We start from the raw sequence: 19,200 nt of genomic DNA on the forward strand, positions 1-19,200 counted from the left end.
AATAGGCTCTTTACTGTTGATCGTTGGCAATCGCTAATTTAGCGAGTTCTTCTGGCGTATTCAGGTTTACAAAGCATTCTGGATTATCAGAGAAATCGACGTACTCTGTATGACATTCTTTATAGAGTAGAATGATCTTACGATCTCCTCGCTCGAGAAAGGCTTCCAGCTTTGGCAACACCCGCTTATGGAACATAGTAAATACTGGTTGATGGAAGTCTCCATCGTGAGCGACCAGTATGTCACTGTCTTGTTTGACCGCTTGGCAGAATTTTTCAACCACAGACTGGTCTACGAAAGGACTATCGCAAGGGACAAATCCGACCCAGTCTGTTTTTGCTGAGGCGAGACCAGCATGGATACCACCAAGTGGACCCGGAAAATCCGGGTAAGTATCGCTGATGACAGGGGCATAGTGCCCATATTTATCTTGATTGCGGTTAGCATTGATGGTGATGGATTGAGTTTGTGTAGCCAATCGCTCTAACACATGTTCAATGAGTGGCTTACCATTAAACTCGATAAGACCTTTATCATTGCCACCCATACGAGAGGCTTGTCCTCCAGCAAGAATGACCCAACTAGTCTGAGTTGGATGCAACATAGTTATTCTCTTTATCTTTATGTTTTTTATCGATGATTTGTAGCAATGGTGATTCTATCAAGGTGCAGTCTTTAATCCACCATTGTTTTCGACACAACCGAGTTAACGCGTTGGTTTGGTGGCTTGTAATGACGATACTTGAGCCATGCTCTAGTAAATCTTGAGCCATAAAGACAAGACGTTCGATAGACTCTTGGTCGAGAGAGGCGCTTGGTTCGTCCATTAGTAAAATCGAAGGTTTTAGCACCCATGCTCGCGCCATCGCAACGCGCTGCTTTTCACCACCAGACAGTACAGAGACGTGCTCGTCAGCGAGCGTTTCAAGCCCGACAAGGCGTAAGGCTGAGATCACCTCAGCACGTTTGTCATGAAGATCTAAATTCTTGTGTTTGATACCGTACACAACATTCTGAAATACTGAACCATCGAACAGATAAGGCGATTGGTGCAAATAAATAACGTCTTTTCGTCCTGGCCCGCGAAACAAGCCAGTAAACAGCGATTGATGGCGAGGCAGCACATCACCTGATGTCGGCTTGAGCAGTCCGGCAAGTATTTTCAGTAATGTTGTCTTACCAACGCCATTGTCTCCCTTCAGATAAACGGCTTCATTTGGACCAATTGTGAGGCTGGAGATATGAAAAAGGACGCGATCTTTAAATCGCATTGAAACCTGCTTTGCTTGTAGCTGTATTGTCATTGTTGTCCCTTAAGCAGAGTCTTGGGTTAATTATAGTGGTTAGTATCAAAAACAGTGGAGCTATATCAGGTTCTCAGCACACCCTTACCGCGCATTGATGAAAGAAGGAAGTTGAGCACGAGTGCTAACACAAGTAGAACAATTCCAAGGGCGACACCTTGAGCGAATGCGCCTTTATGGCTCTCCATTGCGATAGCGGTTGGGATATTTCGAGTTAACCCCCATAATGTTACCGCCGACCATCATTGAACAGCCCACCTCTGTCACGATCCTCGAGAACCCAGCAACGACAGCGGCCATAAGAGGGAAGCGAGACTCCCAAATCAACGTCATTAGAGTTCGAAAGCGTGATACGCCGAGGGTGACGGACGTTTCAAGTGCGCGTCTATCGGTGCTTTGAAGTGCGCCATGCATCATTGAAACGAGTACAGGAAAGCAGATCAGTATTTGACCTACAATCATTGCGCGTTGCGTGAATAGCATCTCCCAATTACCAAGTGGTCCCGAGCGAGAAAGCAGCATGTAAAGCAACAAACCAATGACGACCGTCGGAATCGCTTGCATCGTGTTAACCAACGACAGCAAAAACCACTTTCCGGGAAAGTTCGTGTAGGCGAGAAGATATGAGACGATGATTGCGGGTAGCACAACCAGTGAGACAGCAGATATCGAAACGCTGAAGGAAACCGCCACAATGCGCCACAGATCTTTGTCTAAGCTAAATAGGAGGCCTAAGGCCTCCATTGTCGTTTCGGTGATACTCATTAACTGTTGTTTTTCTCTGCATCCGCAACAAACAACTGCTCACCCATTTTACGGTAACTGTTAATCATCGATTGACCTTTCTCCGATACAAGCCAGTCACTCAGGGCACGGGCGCCTTTAGTATTAAGAGTAGGGTAACGCTGTGGATTCACCACGATAACTTGGTATGGGTTGAACAGCTGCTTGTCACCCTCAAATAACACTTTTAGGTCAAGCTTCGCTTGGTAAGCGAGCCAAGTACCACGGTCAGTCATCGTGTAACCTTGCATCTCTGATGCCATATTCAGTGTCGGCCCCATACCTTGACCTACTGAGCGGTAGCCACCGAAATCGGGCTCAATCTTGGTTTGCTTCCAAATCTGCAGCTCTTTCTTGTGTGTTCCCGAGTCATCTCCGCGCGAAATGAAGATAGCGTTTGTCTTTGCAATGTGATCAAAAACTTGTTCGATGCTTTTTTGATCGTGGATGTGAGCAGGATCTTTGTCTGGGCCAACAATCACAAAATCGTTGTACATCACACTGCGTGGTTCGATGCCGTAGCCTGCTTCAACGAAGCTAGCTTCGGCTTTAGGCGCGTGCGTCATTACTACGTCCACATCGCCATTTTCACCCATTTTTAGCGATTTACCAGTACCTGCTGCGATGATATCAACTTGATAACCAGTTTCTTGGGTAAATTCTGGGAGAAGGTAATCGAGTAAGCCTGAATGGTAAGTGCTAGTAGTCGTTGCAAGTCTGACGCGCGGTTGCTCCGTGCTGTCTGCATAAGCCGAAACAGATAGCGTAGCTAGGGATACCGCCGTAACCATTAATCGAGGGAATGTCATAGTGTTTTCCATTTTTGTTTTTATCGTAAAACCATGTGCTCATTGCGAGCTCTATCCTTAAGCAAAGACAATGCCATAATTTCCTTAGAAAAAAAGAGGCAAAGTGCGACATTTTGCTAAAAATTTCAGAGAGTAAACTACAATTAATTTGAGCTGGGACAAAATGTCGCAATATTAACCATGATGTTTCTCCACAGATTGGTACACTCTGTCTCAAATAGGAACAATAACAATTATCTATGACTTTCTTCCAAACATCTGATATCCCAAATCAACAGTCTTCTCCCTATCTTGCGTTTTCTGTGCTTGTCGTCGATGACGAAGTCGGTATGCAAACCGTCCTGAAAAAAGCGCTTAGCAAAGGCTTCGGTCATGTTGAAACCGCAAGCAGTGTCGAGCAGGCGGAAGAGATGCGTCTAGCTAACCATTACGATCTGATTATTCTCGATATCAACCTTCCTGGTCGCTCAGGTATCGAATGGGAGGAAGCGTTTAATGATCAAGAGCGAAAAGCCGACATTATCTTCATGACTGGCTACGCAGACCTAGAAGTCGCAATCAGTGCGTTAAAACTGGGAGCATCAGACTTTATCCTTAAGCCATTTAACCTTGAGCAAATGCTACAAGCCGTTAAGCGCTGTATGGATAAACGCCTCGCTGAACGAATGAATCTCGCGCTAAGTCACGATATCAGCCGCAGGGTAAGTAAAGATCTCATCGGCAACTCTGAAAAAACAAAGCAGTTAAAACAACTCATTGCTCAGTTCGCACCGTCACGAGCGTCTGTTCTTATCGAAGGCGAGTCAGGGACAGGTAAAGAGCTGGTGGCTAGAGGTATTCATGCGGCGAGCAAAAGGCAGGGACCTTTTGTCGCAGTGAACTGCGGAGCACTAGCTCCCGAACTGTTAGAGAGTGAGTTGTTTGGCCATTCCGCAGGCGCTTTTACTGGAGCTAAGAAAAACCGAGAAGGCCTATTCAGAGTGGCGAGCGGCGGAACGCTGTTTTTAGATGAGATAGGCGAAATGCCACTGGCGATGCAAGCGTCACTACTTCGCGTTCTTGAGCAACGTACAGTTCGTCCCGTAGGTACTGAAAAAGAGATCAGTATCGATGTAAGAGTCGTTGCCGCCACGAATCGAAATTTACGAGACCAAGTAAACAAAGGAGAGTTTCGAGAGGATTTGTTCTATCGGCTGAACGTACTAAAAATTGATGTGCCCGCACTACGAGAGCGATTGGCGGATCTTTCTGACCTAGTCCCGTTTTTCACGCGTTATCTTGCTAAAGAGCTCGGTGTTCCAGAGCCTAAATGGGCGCACGAAGATATGCACATGATGCAAGACTATGACTGGCCAGGCAACGTTCGTGAGCTTAAGAACATGCTGGAGCGCTGTATCTTGCTCAATAAACCACCAGCACACCATTTCGTTGAGATGAAAGGTGGTGCAGTCAATACAGCGATAACTATGTCGGTCAATGATCTTACTATCATGCCAAGTACCACAACGCCGATTGAAGCAGAGTTTGGCTATCCAAATTCCTGGTCGTTAAAAGATGTAGAAAAGTCTCATATTCAACAGGTGGTTGACTATCACTCAGGTAACAAGTCTGCTGCATCACGAGACCTTGGTGTCGCTCGTAAAACCCTAGAACGCAAGTACAAAGAGTGGGACGAGAACAGTTCTGATGAATAAGGAAAATCGTTTTATTAGCAAATGGCGGTATCGAATGTCATCGATGGTTCGCTATCGCCTGCTGTTTCTCACTTCCGCACCAATTGTACTTACGTTAATCGCCCTGTTTGGCATTACGGCTTATTGGTCAATACACTACACGTGGCAGAGCGCGCTGGTAGATGTGTCTGAACGCCTAAATATCGTCGAAGATAAGATCCATCGCCTTCAAGATCGACAGTATGATCATTTGGAAGCATTCTCGTCTTCATATGAGTTCCGAACACGCCTTGATCATCTTCAGACCCATGACGAGTTTGACACTTGGATAAGCTCACAGAGAGCGAGATACGGCTTAGACTTTCTACGTTGGAACCCAAAATCTCAAATAGCGGATATGAGTCGTTATCAAGAAATGGCGGGCGCTCGAAGCTTTTTTGACGTGTTAACCAGTTCAGAAGCGACCGACATCGAACCTACGCTTACTGATCACTCAGAAGTATGGCATCAAGACAGACAAATTGTAGAGACTCGCTCATTAGTCAGCCGTTCAGTCATCCCGGTTTTCGATCGTGAAAGTAATCTACTTGGTTATCTCGACGGTGGTGTATTGATGAACAATAACCTTCAACTCGTCGATGAAATCAAAAGCACGATTTATCCTAGCGGCACCCACCAACGTACAGTGTCGGGAACCGTCACTCTGTTTTTGGATGATTTACGTATTGCCACTAATGTACCTATGGATGACTCCTACGAAGGTCGACGTGCTATCGGAACGGTAGTTTCAGACGAAGTGAAGCAGGCGGTTCTCGTTAGGGGAGAAAGCTGGATAGACAAGGCTTTTGTCTATGATTCCTGGTATATCGCTGGCTACAATCCCATCGTCGACCTTCATGGCAAGACGGTGGGTATTACTTATACCGGTTACTTAATTTGGCCACTTATCAAAACCTATATCACTAACCTCGGTGAAGTAACAGCTATCATACTGACACTGCTACTTATCTCCGGGCTAATCGTTTACCGTGGTGCTCGAGATCTGTTTCGCCCAGTTGAGCAGATTCACCGTGTCGTAAAAATGGTGCAACTGGGTAAAGACGAAGAGCGCATAGGTGGACTTGGGCTGAATGCCAATCATGAACTAAGTCAGCTGGCCACTCAGTTCGATAACATGCTAAACCAACTTCAATACCGCAACGAGCAAATTCAAGAGGCGGCGCATGAGCTAGAAGCAAAGGTTCATTCCCGAACGGCAAGCTTAAAAGAAAAAACCGAGCAGCTTGAGCTACATATTCAGCTCTTAAACCAAACTCGCGATAAACTCGTCACCAATGAAAAGCTCGCCGCTCTCGGTGAGTTAACGGCCGGTATTGCTCATGAGATTAACAACCCAACAGCGGTAATACTCGGAAACGTCGAACTGATCAAATTTGAGCTCGGCTCAGATATGACGCGTGTAGAGGAAGAGGTCGATACCATACTTGCTCAAATCGATCGTATTCGAAACATCACACGAAGCCTACTTCAATACAGTCGCCAGGGTGGAGTACAAGATGAGATAACGTGGCAGCATGTTAATCCGATTGTGGACGAGAGCGTCACCTTAGTTAGAACAGGTTCTAAGAAACGTGATATTGAATTTATCGTCGACTTACATGCTAAAACACCGGTCGAGGTTAATCGTCATCAGCTATTACAGATCCTCGTGAACCTGCAAATGAATGCCATCCATGCAATGAGCGGTAAGGGCAGGTTAACCGTACTGACCGAAGATTGGATTGTGGGTAAAGAGAGCGTTGGTGCTCTGGTGCATGTTATCGATGAAGGGTGTGGAATCTCTGAACTCAATCTGAAACGTATCTTTGACCCGTTTTTTACGACAAAGCGTGATGGAACCGGACTCGGTCTATCAGTCTCACAGAGCATTCTCAGCCAAACTGGTGGTGAGATTAAGGTGCAATCTACGGTAGGTAAAGGGAGCCAATTTACGTTGTATCTTCCTAATAAAGCTGATCATCATTTACTCGTAAGTGCATAAAAACGTGAAGAAAGAGTTTGTCCCAAACTTACCTCTGATGAAGTAAGACTGTCATTTCACATAACAAACACTTCGTGTTGACTAAGATTAAGTTAGATTAATTTGGTCATTAAATGAAGGAAGCAAGATGAAAACAATGACATGTAAACAGCTCGGAGGGGCTTGTGACCGTGAGTTTCATGGAGATACGTTTGAAGAGATTGCTGAGCTCAGTAAACAACACGGTATGGAGATGTACCAACAGCAAGAGCCTGCTCATCTCGATGCTATGGCGAAGATGCAAGAGTTGATGAAAGATCCTGCTGCAATGCAGGTTTGGTACAACAATAAAAAGCGCGAATTTGACGAGAGTTAAACTCGCGCTACTCATCACCGACAGGCATCACGCCATGCAGATGTAGATAGTACCTAGTACCATGACAGAAATAAGACCGTACCAAATCTTTTGGGAGCGAGTATCAGCGACATTCACGCGGATGTAGTTCATCTCCTCGTTAGCCATCACCTCAAAATCGGCAAAACTTAGTGTACATTCTTTACTTGCTGCAGAGATGTCTTTTTGCAGTTTATTGAAGGTCGCTTCTACAAACTGTTTAGCTTCTCCTAGTGGCGCGCTTGCGAGAGATATCGCATCCCAGATTGCCATTCTTGATTCAAATTCACGGTCAGTTACGCGGTTGAGCATTAGTAAATCATGCTCACGTTTCAAACGTTCTTTGCCCAATTTATTGGAATTCATATCAGAGAACTTATTCAAGTGTACTACTCCAGAGTTTTCATAGTTACGCCGCCTCAGGGGAATGAGAGCGGCGTTATGTGCCGAAGATAGTAGGTAGGGCTCGAACGCCCTTCAACTTGATGTTTTTGTTTGAACGACAAATTTTTTTGGTTAGTAAAACCAATAATAGTGTGCCGTGGATTACTGTTGCGATCTTTCTAGGCTAGGGTAGCCGCCTAATTGAGTGCATTTGGTAATCAGCATGTTGCCCTCGTAATTGCCATCCACCCAACAAGGAACGGTGGGTGTTCCCCCCGTATTTCCTCCGGCAAAAGCGACGCTACTTACGCCAAGCGCTAAAATACATAACAATTTCATAGGAACCTCCAAAAATAGACTATGTATTTAAAAGGACTGAAAGATTCTACTTAGATGTCCTGTCTACTATTGCTGTTACGTATCCAAAACAAGGAGAGACCATGAAACTATTTAGATTAGCGCTACCAGTATTTTTATGGCTCGCATTGACGGCAACTGCACATGCAGTAGAGCCTGTCTACAGTGATTTCTTTGGAAAGGCGATTCGAGGCTACGATCCCGTCGCTTATTTTACAGAGGGAAAACCAGTAAAAGGCGATAGCGACTATACCTACAGCTGGAACGACGCTGAGTGGTACTTTTCATCGCAAGAAAATCTCTCTTTGTTTACCGCAAACCCAGAAAAGTACGCTCCTCAGTATGGAGGATACTGTGCATGGGCCGTGAGCAAAGGCTATACCGCGAAAATCGATCCCAATGCATGGTACATACATAACGACAAACTGTACCTTAATTATAGTCGTTCTGTTCAAAGTACATGGCAGCAAGACATTCCCGGCAACATAGCAAGCGCCGACAAAAACTGGCCGCAACTATTAAATAACTGATTACGACAAAGACATTACTCTTAACTTGAGTGCACAGCGATTTGCGGTGGATTAATACCATGTTTCTTGAACTCACTCATAACACGAAGGGTAATGTCAGTCTCAAACAGTTTTTCATAAGCGGTGTCCACCACATATGCCTTACACGTTAACTGAATCGCCAAGTAGTTATCGGTGATGGTTTGCTTAACCAAAACGGTAACGGGTTTCGGTAGGTGAATATAGCGGCTCGATGACGCTGCTTCTTGTATAAGATTACGAGCTAAAACAATATCTTCGTTCATTCCTACATAGAAAGGGATGACAACCTGCATATCGAGTGCCCCATAGTTACCACTAACCGTTACCTCGTTTAGAAACTTATTATTAGGAATGGTGATAATGTCATCGTTTAGGGTGCGCATACGAACTGAGCGTAAACCTATGGTCAGTATGTCACCATAGTTACCTTCAAACGTGACTCGGTCACCCACCTGAAACGGCCTATCGATCATGACGGTAAGGCCAGCGATAAACGAAGCAGCGAGATCCTTCATCGCGAAACCGACAGAGACGGCGAGAGTACCGCCAATTAAAGCGAGAATATGGTCGTTGATTCGAAAGCTGAGCATGAATACCACGATACCAGCCGTCATATAGATGAAGAACTGCAAGAATGACTGAAGCTTTTGAAGCAGCATTCGATACTGAACAAACTGACCGCCAATACTCTCGACCATCGAGTTCATAAATTTTATGAGCAGCCAAGTACCCATAATGATAAATATACTGAGTAGCACACCGGACCAACGAATCAGTGTTGCAAACTGAGTGATGCTATCGACGTTTGCAATCTCCTCGCTCGCCAATGAACAGAGAGGGAACAACAAAAGCAGAGTGAAAGCGAAAAACTTTGTCATTTCGGCTCCTTACTTAACGAGTAAATGTTGGCGATCTAGAACGTTGGTGATGTGTCTAAACCAGTGGTCCGAAATACGAGCTTTATCCTCGTTCCAATCAATGTAGCCACGACTTTGGAAGTACCTTAGCGTGCCGATCACTTCGGAGATGGTCAACTGAGTGCAATCAGACACATCCTCTGGAGAGGCTGACTCAAGCTGAACGATGGAACGAAGTATGGCGAGCATGGGTTTAGGCATCTTGTCTAGCTCTTCAGACTCTGGCGCATGAAACAACCTTACAACGACATTGTCTGTCTCTTTGTTACGCTTGAGAGAGAAACGAAAGAATCGCAGCGCAACCGTTGGGTTACCATCTGAATAGTGCCAAAGGATTCGATAAAAGCCTTGCTTGGCACGGTCTTCTTCCGATTCACTGTCATTATCCCACTGCTTAGGTACGGTGAGTCCTTCAAAGCTGACGATGTAGTTTTCATCCTGATTAATTCTGCTATCCAGCAGCCCAGCAATTTGCTCTTCACTCCATCTAGGGAGAAATGCGACCCAATCAAATAGCAGACGTTCTCCTCGCGCTCTGTCTACAAAGCGCCAACTGGCTTTTTCGATAGAGAATACCGCACGATGGCTTTGTTTCGATCGGCGCAATAGGTTGGTAAAGCGAATAAGGTCATTCAGTCCGCCTACTTTAGGTTTCACCAACCTCTGACAGTTATCGATGGCAATTAAATAGTGGGTGTCACTTTTTCTGAGATGGTTAAGAATTTTGACCTCACTTGTTTCTTCCTCAAGGCTTAAGCTGACAGCGAGGTGAACAAGGAGTTCTTGATATCCCGCAATTGGGCAGTTTATATAAATAGGCTCAGCGTTTTTCGCTTTGTGAAGTATTTGCGTGAGCAACCTCGTCGCACCAACACCACGCTCACCAGTGACGACGCAAATTGCGGGGCTGTTGGTAAGAAGATATTTTGAAAGCTGCTGCATTTCATCTTTTGCGTATGAAATCAATGGGCTTGAATCATCACCTGGCTGAACATAATCAAACGTGGAATCGCCTTTTACTCTCACGAGGTTGTCATCGGCATTACTACCAGTTTGTTTAGCAACCTCAATCTTAAACAAGTAAGTTAGGGCCTGATTAAAGAAGGTGTAATGGGATAGAAGCCCAATAAGGCGATTCTTAAGATGATGGAACGCGATCCACATTGTTGCGATCGCAGTCGCGATAAGACCAACAATAAACACATCTTTTTTGGTCGAAGCCCAATGGATGAGCATAGGCTTGTCTGAGATCTTATCGAGCGATTCAAACACCACCTTTTTCCACATAATAATCATGCTGAGCGTAATGAGCGCAAACCAAAGGGAGAATAAGGTGGTTATCCAGTAGTAAATGGTGCCTTTTCCTAGGGTTTGAGAGGCGATTTGCAGCACTAACCCAACAACAATAAAACTCCAGACGTAACGACGCACCGTAGAGAGTCTTAGGGCTGCTACCGTTTTGTTGGTCGCTAAACTGTTACGCTGGACGAACTCGAGGATGAAAGAGATGGCAATCGAACCACCCAGTATCCACCACGTAAAGAGCTCGATGTAATAGAGCTGAGAAAGGGCGTCAATGCTGCTTAACACCCGTAAGGAGACGGTAATTGCAACCAACCACGCAATCGCCTTGCTCGCGCGACCTATATACCAAATTAATCGAACCCAAATAGGTGGTTTCGTCATTGCAGCGGCGACGTGCGCTTTGAACTGTTCAAACAGTCGTTTCTCGTTCGCTAACCACCACATTAGAATTGAGTAGATAAAGAAGACTTGAACACCAACCCAGATAACGGGAACAGGAGAGATAAAGATCTCCTTGATTAAGGTTTTTAAGCTTCTTAGCTGGAAGAACACAAAGTATTCAGCGTTAAGCCGTGTTATTTCGAATTCTTGCTTAAATTGGGTAACGCCGTCGGGGCCAAATCCGGTCAATTGCTCGAAGGTTTTATCAGATGCAAGCTCCAACAGTCTCTGTTTACTATGGCTTAGACTATTCAAGGTCAGGTACTGAGTTTGAACATCAAACCAATGTTCTTCATCTGCCTCATCACGATAGACCGCCAACGCTTCGTTAAAGGCAATAATTTCACGGTCTTGCTGATCCAAGGTATAAGCGAGCAAACGACGTACTTTGTTAGAATCCGACGGTGTCATAAACAGTTTGGATGGAAGTCGACTAATCTCTGACTCTAGAGATAGCGCATCTTCAGATGGAGTTGGCAGGTTGTCATCCTGATAGTCCCAACGAGCGGATGCCGGGAAACTAAGAATGAGAGTTACCACCACTAACCAGAAAGTGTGTTTAATCATTGTTGTCATACTGTCCGTAACTGGTTGAGTCTATTTGATTTCTTATTTAGTGTAGTTGCACTCTTAGACATCTGCTGGGATGAAGCGAAAAAAGCTCAAGTGAGCTTGCTTTAGAAATTAGCGACAAGGACGTGAACGGCAAGAAAGCAGAGTTTTGGTAGTAAGAATTTTAGTGGGAAAGTGGTTCTTGCTTGCATCTCAGACCAAGAGACTGTAGGGTTGCGCAGTTTTGTTAATTCACAAAGGTAACGCTCGTGCTATCGACCGCAAATATCACTCAACAGTTTGGTGCTAAACCACTGTTTGAAAACATCTCTATTAAGTTTGGCGAAGGCAACCGTTATGGCCTTATTGGCGCAAACGGCTGTGGTAAATCGACATTCATGAAGATTTTGAGCGGTGAGTTAGAACCTACGAGCGGTAACGTTTCTTACGATCCGAACGAGCGCGTTGCAAAACTGAACCAGGACCAGTTCGCTTATGAAGAGTTTACGGTAGTAGACACTGTTATCATGGGCCACAAAGAGCTATGGGCTATCAAGCAAGAGCGTGACCGTATCTACTCACTGCCAGAAATGAGTGAAGAAGATGGCATGAAAGTAGCGGATCTTGAAGTTCAGTTCGCAGAACTTGATGGTTACATGGCGGAAGCGAAAGCAGGTGAACTACTGCTAGCGGTAGGTATCCCAGAAGAGCAGCACTTTGGCTTGATGAGCGAAGTCGCTCCAGGTTGGAAGCTGCGTGTGCTGTTGGCGCAGGTTCTTTTCGCTGACCCGCACATCATGCTACTCGACGAACCAACCAACAACTTGGACATGGACACCATTCGTTGGCTAGAAGAAACGTTGAACCAGCGTAACTGCACCATGATTATTATCTCGCACGACCGTCACTTCCTAAACTCAGTGTGTACCCACATGGCTGACTTAGATTACGGTGAGCTTCGTTTATTCCCTGGTAACTATGATGAGTACATGGTTGCGGCAACTCAGGCACGCGAACGTCTACTAGCAGACAACGCGAAGAAGAAAGCTCAAATTGCTGAGCTAAACACCTTCGTAGCGCGATTCTCTGCAAACGCATCTAAAGCGAAGCAAGCAACATCTCGTGCTAAGCAAATTGATAAGATTCAGCTAGAAGAAGTGAAGCCTTCAAGCCGTCAAAACCCATTTATCCGTTTTGACCAAGAAAAAGAACTCTTCCGTAACGCGCTTAACGTAGAAAACCTAAGCCAAGGTTTCGAAGATGATTTGTTCTCAGGCTTTAACGCAATTTTCGAAGTCGGTGAGCGTGTTGCAATCATCGGTGAAAACGGTGTGGGTAAAACAACACTGCTTAACACGCTAGCGGGCGTTCTAGAGCCTCGTACTGGTGAATACAAGTGGTCTGAAAATAGTAACATTGGCTACTATGCACAGGACCATGCTCATGACTTCGAAGAAGACATGAATCTTATGGACTGGATGGGTCAATGGCGCCAAGAAGGTGATGACGAGCAAGTTATCCGTAGCTTCCTAGGTCGCATGCTATTTGGTCAGGACGACATTAAGAAGTCAGTAAAAGTCCTGTCTGGTGGTGAGCAAGGTCGTATGCTGCTAGGTAAGATTATGATGCACAAACCAAACATGCTATTGATGGACGAACCGACGAACCACATGGACATGGAATCTATCGAGTCATTGAACAGTGCGCTAGAACAGTACAAAGGTACATTGTTCTTCGTATCTCATGACCGCGTGTTCGTAGATTCTCTTGCGACTCGAATTCTAGAGATCAAAGACGGTAAGATTAATGACTTCCGTGGTACATACGCTGAGTTCTTGAGATCGAAAGGGATTGATGGATAATCGGTTAGATACCTGAATGAAGCCTCGCGTAAGCGGGGCTTTTTTGTATGTGAGAGAAAACTAGTGTTCAAAAGTGGGCGATGCGACGTTAGGAGCTAGCCTGCAGTTCTCCCCATTTATAACGGGGCGCGCAGCTGGGGGAGCTAGAGGGGGTAAGCTCTTGATCTTTAGAATTAAACCACAACCACATTCCGTACCCAAACCATCAACAACAAATACGCAAACATCACCCACACCAACACTGCCGACAGTAGTGTACCCATTACAGACAAATGATAACTAAAATAATAAACAGCAATCAGATAAGCGGCGTAAGGCATTAACGAGTACAGTCCAAACAGTGCGGTCATGCGAAGCGCCTCCATGTTTCGTTCGGTTGCCACAATATAGTGTGCAATCAGCGCAAAGCTCGGGAACAGTGGAACAAGACCGGCGATAAAAAAGTCCTTACTCTTGGATAGAATCGCAATCAACATAACGGCTGCTGCGCCAATCAAACACTTTAGAAAAAGAGTGACCATCTCAACCGCTACGCCAAGTTGAACAGCAGTTCGTCGTCTGTCATGTATTTATGTTTGCTACCCAGATTGCGAACATGCATAAACATAAAACTCGGAAACGCAGGGGCTAAAAGGTTGTTGGGTTCCCACATCTCACCACCGACAAACACATAACGACCTTGTTTTTCGTCATCATGATAAGGATTGTTGATCTCAGTCGAAAGCTCAGCTCGGACACCTTCTATTACGCAAACAATCTGACCTTTGGCGACCCCAACAATACGTGTAACAAGGTTTGCTTTCATTCCACATTTCCAGGCTTGACGTGTTGCCCATTTAAACCCGAGTTTCCGAACGCCTTTGTGCACATTAACGATAAGATTCATGCTGACTCTGCAGTGGTTAAGTAATAACCGAGAGAGTAGTTGGTAATACAGAGTGACACGAGCAATCAATAACAATGAGTTCTTACTTGGTGAAAAAACAATGAAAAAAGCCTCCCATTAATAGAGAGGCTTAAGAACTCATTCAGAGGTGGCAAAGGCTAGCTGTTACCTTTGACATCGAAGTCGACTTTCTCCCCGCCAGTAAACACTTGGAAACGAAGTCCCTTAGCTCGCGCAATTGTAGTGATACCAAACTGTTTCGCTAAGTCTAAGCCCATTTGAGTCACCCCAGAGCGTGATAAAAGTACTGGGATACCCATTTGGGCAACTTTGATAACCATTTCTGATGTTAATCGTCCGGTGGTGTAGAAGATCTTGTCGTCACCTGTTTCCTCGTTGATCCACATTTCACCTGCGAGCGTGTCGACCGCATTGTGGCGACCGACATCTTCCACGAACGATAATACCTCATCGCCTTTACAGATAGCACAACCATGGACTGCACCGGCTTTTTTGTAGGTATCGTTATAGTGAGTTAATGCCTCGAGTGTTGCATAAATCTGAGATTGTTTAAGTGGCGTTTGTGGGACCTGATAGCCTTCTAACTGCTTCATCACATTGCCATACATGGTGCCTTGGCCACAGCCAGATGTGACGGTTTTCTTTTTTAAAGCTTCTTCTAGGAAATCCGTGTTTTCTTTAGTGATAACCGCAGCAGAATGGGTCTCCCAATCGATAATTAGTGACTCGATGGCAGCAGGGTCTGAGAGAAACCCTTGGTTTTTTAGATAGCCCAAGACTAAAGAGTCGGGTCTGGAGCCTAATGTCATCAGAGTAACGATTTCTTTCCAGTTGAGCATCACCGTTAAAGGTCGCTCGCAAGCAATTTGTTTAGTTAGTTTTTCACCGTACTCGTCATAGACGTCAACTTCGATAGTTTGAAGGGGATTTTCGCTTGTTCTAATAATGTTGGGTTTAACCACGCGTATATCCTTTTGGTCGGGCAGTAGCACTGGGCTATTGGCTTGATAATTGCTTAGTTTTCACTAATGCTTAAACGATTATTACCAATAAAGTTTTGGCACGCAAATAACTTACGCTAATTTAGGGATATGAAATGCAGTCAGAAACTCCTGAATCCATTCCTACTCAAACTTCTAATTTTGATGTCCTCCAAGTTGAGAAAAACGAACATCAATGGCCAATTCAAATCGACTTATCTATCGTTGACAAGCAGGTAGGGCGCTGGACGAGCACTCAACGCGAGCTTGAAGGCTTTGAATTAGAAGTGACTGATCAGAGCAAACCCCATGCCATCTTAGAGCTTTATAGAGATGAACGTACCGACTATAGATTCAACCTAAGTTCGCAAAACCCTATGCTGTTCGTCGTGTTAGATAACCACGACGAGCTCAGCTTAAAACCAATAATGGTGACAGCGTCACAGGCTGTTGCTGGTTCTTTTATGGATGGAGATTACCTCGTGCTCTCAAAGCCTATTCCGCTACCTATTCAAGCATGGATGGAGGCTTTTATAGGTCGACATGGTGAACTTCTTGAAGTAAGGCGTAAGAAACGTAAAGGGGCGGGACGATCGAGTGGCAAATAATTTTTTATCTCGCTGGTCACAGCGAAAATTAGAGGAGCGATCCCTAGACAAAACGGAGCAGGAAAGTGCTTCGCTAGAGAAAGTGCAGGAAGAAGAGCACTCTCTCGACGAAAGCGTTGCTGAACTAGAAGGTGAGCAAGAGGACACGGCTTCTGAATCAGAACCAGAGGTTGAGGGTGAAGAACTTTCTATATCTCAGCTGCTTGCAAATACAGAAGTCGATAAGGCGGTAAAAAAAGCAGCACTACGAAAGCTTTTTATGCAACCAGAGTTTAATGTTGTCGATGGTCTAAATGATTACGACCACGACTACTCAGCCGTCAAGCCACTTGCTACAGAGGTAGCGGAAACACTCAGAGGTTGGGTTAAAGACGTTGAAGAACATCTTGAAGAATCCGAGGGCTCTGACGATTCGGCTCTAGCAACCTCGAATCCAGTTGAAACTGAGGTTGAAGAGGAGCAAATAGAAAGAAATGAAACGCTAAGTGGCGATGAAGAGTCTGACTCAAAATTATCGTAATAGATTGATATAGGGACAAAATTTACCACATAGAAAGTAGGTACATTTTGTCCCAAGTTCTTTTCTCAGCGAGTGAGACAAAATGTCTCACGAGACAAATAGCCCCATATAACTGAGGGTAATTTGTGATAACTATCTAATAGTTAAACTTTTTTTCCAGTATTTATAGTTGGAACAATTATTGCAAAACGTGTGTAAATGGTTCAAACGAAACCAAAAACGGAGCGTGAAGACTCCAACACTGGAAATAGGCGATGATAAAACAACTATTACAACAAGCGACATCTCAAAATGGACGTGCACGCTCATACGCGTTTGAAAATACCGTTGAGTTATCCAACTTAATACCGCCAACTGTAAGCTACGAAAGTCATGGCGACACCCTAATAGTCGGCCCTACCGCGATTATCACCAGTACAGCCGAGCAATTGACAAGCATGCATTCCGTTACTTTGCTGTCCACCGATGGTGAACCTTCTGAGCATGACAACCTTTATTACGCTGATAGTATTGAAATCACTGGTTTCTTGGGGACCTTCAGTGTCCATATCAATAATAAGAATACTCACAGCAATCTAGCTGAAGTCTCAGTGGGTAGGGACTGTTTCGATATTGTTCTCGACCATTCTCTTAATGGTTGTATGTCTGAGGAAGTACCCGTCCCTGGTTATTATCCTGTTGGTCGTGGCTATCCTACGCTTGCCGATGCACTAGAAGAAATACCCGGCTTAATGGGCACCTTTGATAAACCTAAATTCTTTCGTCTAGACAACGATATGTGTGCTCACAGTTCGCGCGGTGTTAAAGGGTGCGAGCGCTGTGTGGATGCATGTCCTGCAGGTGCACTGAGTAGCCAAGGCAATGACAAAATCGGACACAAAATCGAGATAAATCCATACCTTTGTCAGGGTGTGGGCACTTGTGCGACCGCTTGTCCGACAGAGGCAATTCACTATGCATTGCCGACACCACAAGAAACGCAAAAGTTTATTGAGCGTACGCTTGCGAATTATCATCAACAAGGTGGCGAAAATGCCATCATTTTGATCTGTAGCTCGCGTCACGAGAGTTATAACGCCATGGCACTTAATGCTCTCCCAGAAAACGTCATTCCTGTCGTGGTTGAAGAGCTTCCTTCAGTGGGTATCGATACTTGGTTCGCAGCCTTAGTCAACGGCGCAACTCAAGTTTTGTTTGCTGCCAGCCGTCATATGCCTGAGACCATCCAAACGGTTCTTAATAGTGAAGTCGGTATGGCACAGCAGCTTTTAGAGAATCTCGGTCTAGCTCGTGAAATGATAGATATTTTGTACCTAGAGTCGCTTCGCGAAGGCTTACCAACGTTAGTTGAAAAAGACCTTGAACTTCGTATTGGCGACGTAGAGGGAAGCAAGCGTGAGCGCCTTTTCCATTCATTAGACGTGCTGTCTGCCAAGCAGGGTGTCACTGACACAATCCAGCCACTACCAACGACGGCGCCATACGGCACAGTTACTTGTGATACTGACAAATGCACATTGTGCATGGGTTGTGTTGCGGTGTGTCCAACAAAAGCGCTTTATAACAAAGGTGACAGACCCGCGCTAGATTTTGTTGAGCAAGACTGTGTGCAATGTGGCATGTGTGAAAAAGCGTGCCCCGAATCTGCACTGTCTCTCACTCAACAAATCAACTGGGACAAAGAATCTCGAACTCAAGTTATTGCGCTTCATGAAGAGAAAGCTGCGGAGTGTCTAAGCTGTGGCAAGCCTTTCGCACCCCAATCTATGATCACTATGCTGCAAGATAAGTTACGCGGTCACTCTCATTTTGACAACGAAGCGGCACTGCGTCGTATCGCGATGTGTGAAGACTGCCGTGTCGTCGATATGTTTGAAAACATGGCAGAAAACCCAGAACAGCAACTCAAGTATTAGGAACGTATGTCAATGGAAAACGAGAACAACGAACTACGAAGTGACATCTACCTGCTTATTTCGACTCTGTGCCGTGGAGCCCCTGAACGAGAGCTCCTCGATTTTCTATCTTCTCTCGAAATCGAGTCCGGCATTAATCAAATGACAAGTGCGTGGCAGGGTCTTGCTGCAGCTGCAAACGTTGCTGAGGTCAGCGCTCTGGAAGACGAGTACCAAGATTTGTTTATAGGTATTGGCAAAGGGGAAGTGATTCCGTTTGCATCTTGGCACTTGACAGGATCACTGATGGATAAACCGCTTGCTGCACTTCGACATGACCTAGGCCACTTGGGTCTAGAGCGCGAAGAGTCAGTGAAAGAACCTGAAGATCATATTTCCGCAGTGTGTGAAGTTCTCGCGCACTTAATAGATCAGCAAAAGGAGAGCGAAGCGAAAGCTTTCTTTAATCAACACCTCTCTCCTTGGTACTCAGATTTGTGTCGTCAGATTGAAACCGCACCAAGTGCGCAGTTTTATCCTTCTGTCGCGGCACTAATGCAAGCATTTTTCGATGTGGAGCAGGTGAGCTATGCGCAAAACCCAGGCTCTACGCAGACGAAAATGAAAATAGACGTAAAAAACATAACCACTAAGTAATGTCAGCTAACTAGAGATGCCACCAAAAGGATAGGTATCCACTCAGGGAGCAAACTATGAGTAAACAAACCAAACGTGACGATAAAAGTGAATTTAACGAGAATCGTCGAAACCTACTAAAGGGCTTGACCACCGCAGCTGTTGCCGGAGCGGTTATTTCAGGTACCGCGCATGCTGCTACTAACACCGAGTTAGTTGATGTGAAACCCGATGACGAGAAGAAAACAGGTTATCGCGAAACCCAGCATGTTAAAGACTATTACGACACACTCTAGGAGCAA

The 19,200-nt window shown here is 45.2% G+C and carries 19 protein-coding genes and 1 pseudogene; 10 read left to right on the forward strand and 10 right to left on the reverse strand.

The genetic code is table 11. From position 1 onward, the window contains the following. Positions 1-10: 10 nt before the first annotated feature. From mobA to AC6I8U_RS07955, 4 genes and pseudogenes are all read right to left on the reverse strand, one after another. On the reverse strand, positions 11-604 hold the full coding sequence (gene mobA, locus AC6I8U_RS07940) for a molybdenum cofactor guanylyltransferase MobA (RefSeq protein WP_498018263.1): 594 nt from the start codon (positions 602-604) through the stop codon (positions 11-13). Then, a complete protein-coding gene (locus AC6I8U_RS07945) occupies positions 582-1,304 on the reverse strand; it encodes an energy-coupling factor ABC transporter ATP-binding protein (protein WP_498018264.1) in 723 nt (240 codons plus the stop codon). Before AC6I8U_RS07945 ends, mobA begins: the two co-directional genes overlap by 23 nt. Before the next feature lie 65 nt (positions 1,305-1,369). Further along, positions 1,370-2,069: pseudogene (locus AC6I8U_RS07950) on the reverse strand (ABC transporter permease). Then, positions 2,069-2,896, reverse strand: a complete 828-nt coding sequence (locus tag AC6I8U_RS07955; protein WP_234495992.1) for an ABC transporter substrate-binding protein — start codon at positions 2,894-2,896, stop codon at positions 2,069-2,071. Before AC6I8U_RS07955 ends, AC6I8U_RS07950 begins: the two are co-directional and overlap by 1 nt. A gap of 239 nt (positions 2,897-3,135) precedes the next feature. Between AC6I8U_RS07955 and AC6I8U_RS07960 the strand changes: the two genes are divergently transcribed. From AC6I8U_RS07960 to AC6I8U_RS07970, 3 genes are all read left to right on the forward strand, one after another. Continuing rightward, entirely contained in the window at positions 3,136-4,590 is a 1,455-nt protein-coding gene (locus AC6I8U_RS07960) for a sigma-54-dependent transcriptional regulator (protein ID WP_498018265.1), read from the forward strand. Continuing rightward, the gene (locus tag AC6I8U_RS07965) at positions 4,583-6,610 is read left to right on the forward strand and encodes a sensor histidine kinase (RefSeq protein ID WP_498018266.1); all 2,028 of its coding nucleotides are present in this window, start codon (positions 4,583-4,585) and stop codon (positions 6,608-6,610) included. The genes AC6I8U_RS07960 and AC6I8U_RS07965 overlap by 8 nt, the downstream gene beginning before the upstream one ends. 127 nt (positions 6,611-6,737) lie before the next feature. Then, on the forward strand, positions 6,738-6,965 hold the full coding sequence (locus tag AC6I8U_RS07970) for a DUF1059 domain-containing protein (protein ID WP_498018267.1): 228 nt from the start codon (positions 6,738-6,740) through the stop codon (positions 6,963-6,965). 27 nt (positions 6,966-6,992) lie between these two features. On the opposite strand, the gene AC6I8U_RS07975 is transcribed toward AC6I8U_RS07970, so the two are convergent. Beyond that, positions 6,993-7,349 (reverse strand): thiamine-phosphate diphosphorylase, encoded by a 357-nt coding sequence (locus AC6I8U_RS07975; RefSeq protein ID WP_498018268.1) that lies wholly within the window; start codon positions 7,347-7,349, stop codon positions 6,993-6,995. A gap of 458 nt (positions 7,350-7,807) precedes the next feature. Between AC6I8U_RS07975 and AC6I8U_RS07980 the strand changes: the two genes are divergently transcribed. Continuing rightward, positions 7,808-8,254, forward strand: coding sequence for a YHS domain-containing (seleno)protein (locus AC6I8U_RS07980; protein WP_128648496.1), 447 nt, complete (start codon positions 7,808-7,810; stop codon positions 8,252-8,254). 20 nt (positions 8,255-8,274) lie between these two features. On the opposite strand, the gene AC6I8U_RS07985 is transcribed toward AC6I8U_RS07980, so the two are convergent. Continuing rightward, complete coding sequence (locus tag AC6I8U_RS07985) at positions 8,275-9,153, reverse strand: mechanosensitive ion channel family protein (protein WP_252014499.1); 879 nt, start codon at positions 9,151-9,153, stop codon at positions 8,275-8,277. Between the two features lie 9 nt (positions 9,154-9,162). After that, positions 9,163-11,505 (reverse strand): ATP-binding protein, encoded by a 2,343-nt coding sequence (locus tag AC6I8U_RS07990; protein WP_498018269.1) that lies wholly within the window; start codon positions 11,503-11,505, stop codon positions 9,163-9,165. 254 nt (positions 11,506-11,759) lie between these two features. On the opposite strand from AC6I8U_RS07990, the gene AC6I8U_RS07995 reads away from it, so the two are divergent. Beyond that, positions 11,760-13,352 carry an ABC-F family ATPase gene (locus AC6I8U_RS07995; protein WP_042472957.1) on the forward strand — a complete coding sequence of 531 codons (1,593 nt, stop codon included), beginning with the start codon at positions 11,760-11,762 and terminating at the stop codon, positions 13,350-13,352. 173 nt (positions 13,353-13,525) lie between these two features. Here the strand turns inward: AC6I8U_RS07995 and AC6I8U_RS08000 are convergent, their stop codons facing one another. From AC6I8U_RS08000 to AC6I8U_RS08010, 3 genes are all read right to left on the reverse strand, one after another. Next, a complete protein-coding gene (locus AC6I8U_RS08000; RefSeq protein WP_498018270.1) occupies positions 13,526-13,873 on the reverse strand; it encodes a GlpM family protein in 348 nt (115 codons plus the stop codon). 8 nt (positions 13,874-13,881) lie between these two features. Next, positions 13,882-14,238, reverse strand: coding sequence for an acyl-CoA synthetase (locus tag AC6I8U_RS08005; protein WP_498018271.1), 357 nt, complete (start codon positions 14,236-14,238; stop codon positions 13,882-13,884). A 158-nt stretch (positions 14,239-14,396) separates the two neighbouring features. Beyond that, positions 14,397-15,221: a formate dehydrogenase accessory sulfurtransferase FdhD gene (locus AC6I8U_RS08010; RefSeq protein ID WP_112480080.1), complete on the reverse strand. Its 825-nt coding sequence runs from the start codon at positions 15,219-15,221 to the stop codon at positions 14,397-14,399. Positions 15,222-15,355: 134 nt separating this feature from the next. Here AC6I8U_RS08010 and AC6I8U_RS08015 point away from each other — a divergent pair, with 134 nt between their 5' ends. The 5 genes from AC6I8U_RS08015 to AC6I8U_RS08035 all read left to right on the forward strand — a co-directional run bounded on the left by AC6I8U_RS08015 (position 15,356) and on the right by AC6I8U_RS08035 (position 19,194). Continuing rightward, positions 15,356-15,847: a DUF3305 domain-containing protein gene (locus AC6I8U_RS08015; RefSeq protein WP_042472966.1), complete on the forward strand. Its 492-nt coding sequence runs from the start codon at positions 15,356-15,358 to the stop codon at positions 15,845-15,847. Further along, positions 15,837-16,367, forward strand: a complete 531-nt coding sequence (locus AC6I8U_RS08020; RefSeq protein WP_498018272.1) for a DUF3306 domain-containing protein — start codon at positions 15,837-15,839, stop codon at positions 16,365-16,367. The genes AC6I8U_RS08015 and AC6I8U_RS08020 overlap by 11 nt, the downstream gene beginning before the upstream one ends. A gap of 254 nt (positions 16,368-16,621) precedes the next feature. Beyond that, a complete protein-coding gene (locus tag AC6I8U_RS08025; protein WP_498018273.1) occupies positions 16,622-18,283 on the forward strand; it encodes a 4Fe-4S dicluster domain-containing protein in 1,662 nt (553 codons plus the stop codon). Between the two features lie 12 nt (positions 18,284-18,295). After that, positions 18,296-18,919, forward strand: a complete 624-nt coding sequence (locus AC6I8U_RS08030; RefSeq protein WP_498018274.1) for a TorD/DmsD family molecular chaperone — start codon at positions 18,296-18,298, stop codon at positions 18,917-18,919. Between the two features lie 56 nt (positions 18,920-18,975). Then, positions 18,976-19,194, forward strand: coding sequence for a twin-arginine translocation signal domain-containing protein (locus AC6I8U_RS08035; RefSeq protein WP_042472969.1), 219 nt, complete (start codon positions 18,976-18,978; stop codon positions 19,192-19,194). Positions 19,195-19,200 lie beyond the last annotated feature (6 nt).

This window comes from Vibrio sp. KUL80 (assembly GCF_059725495.1).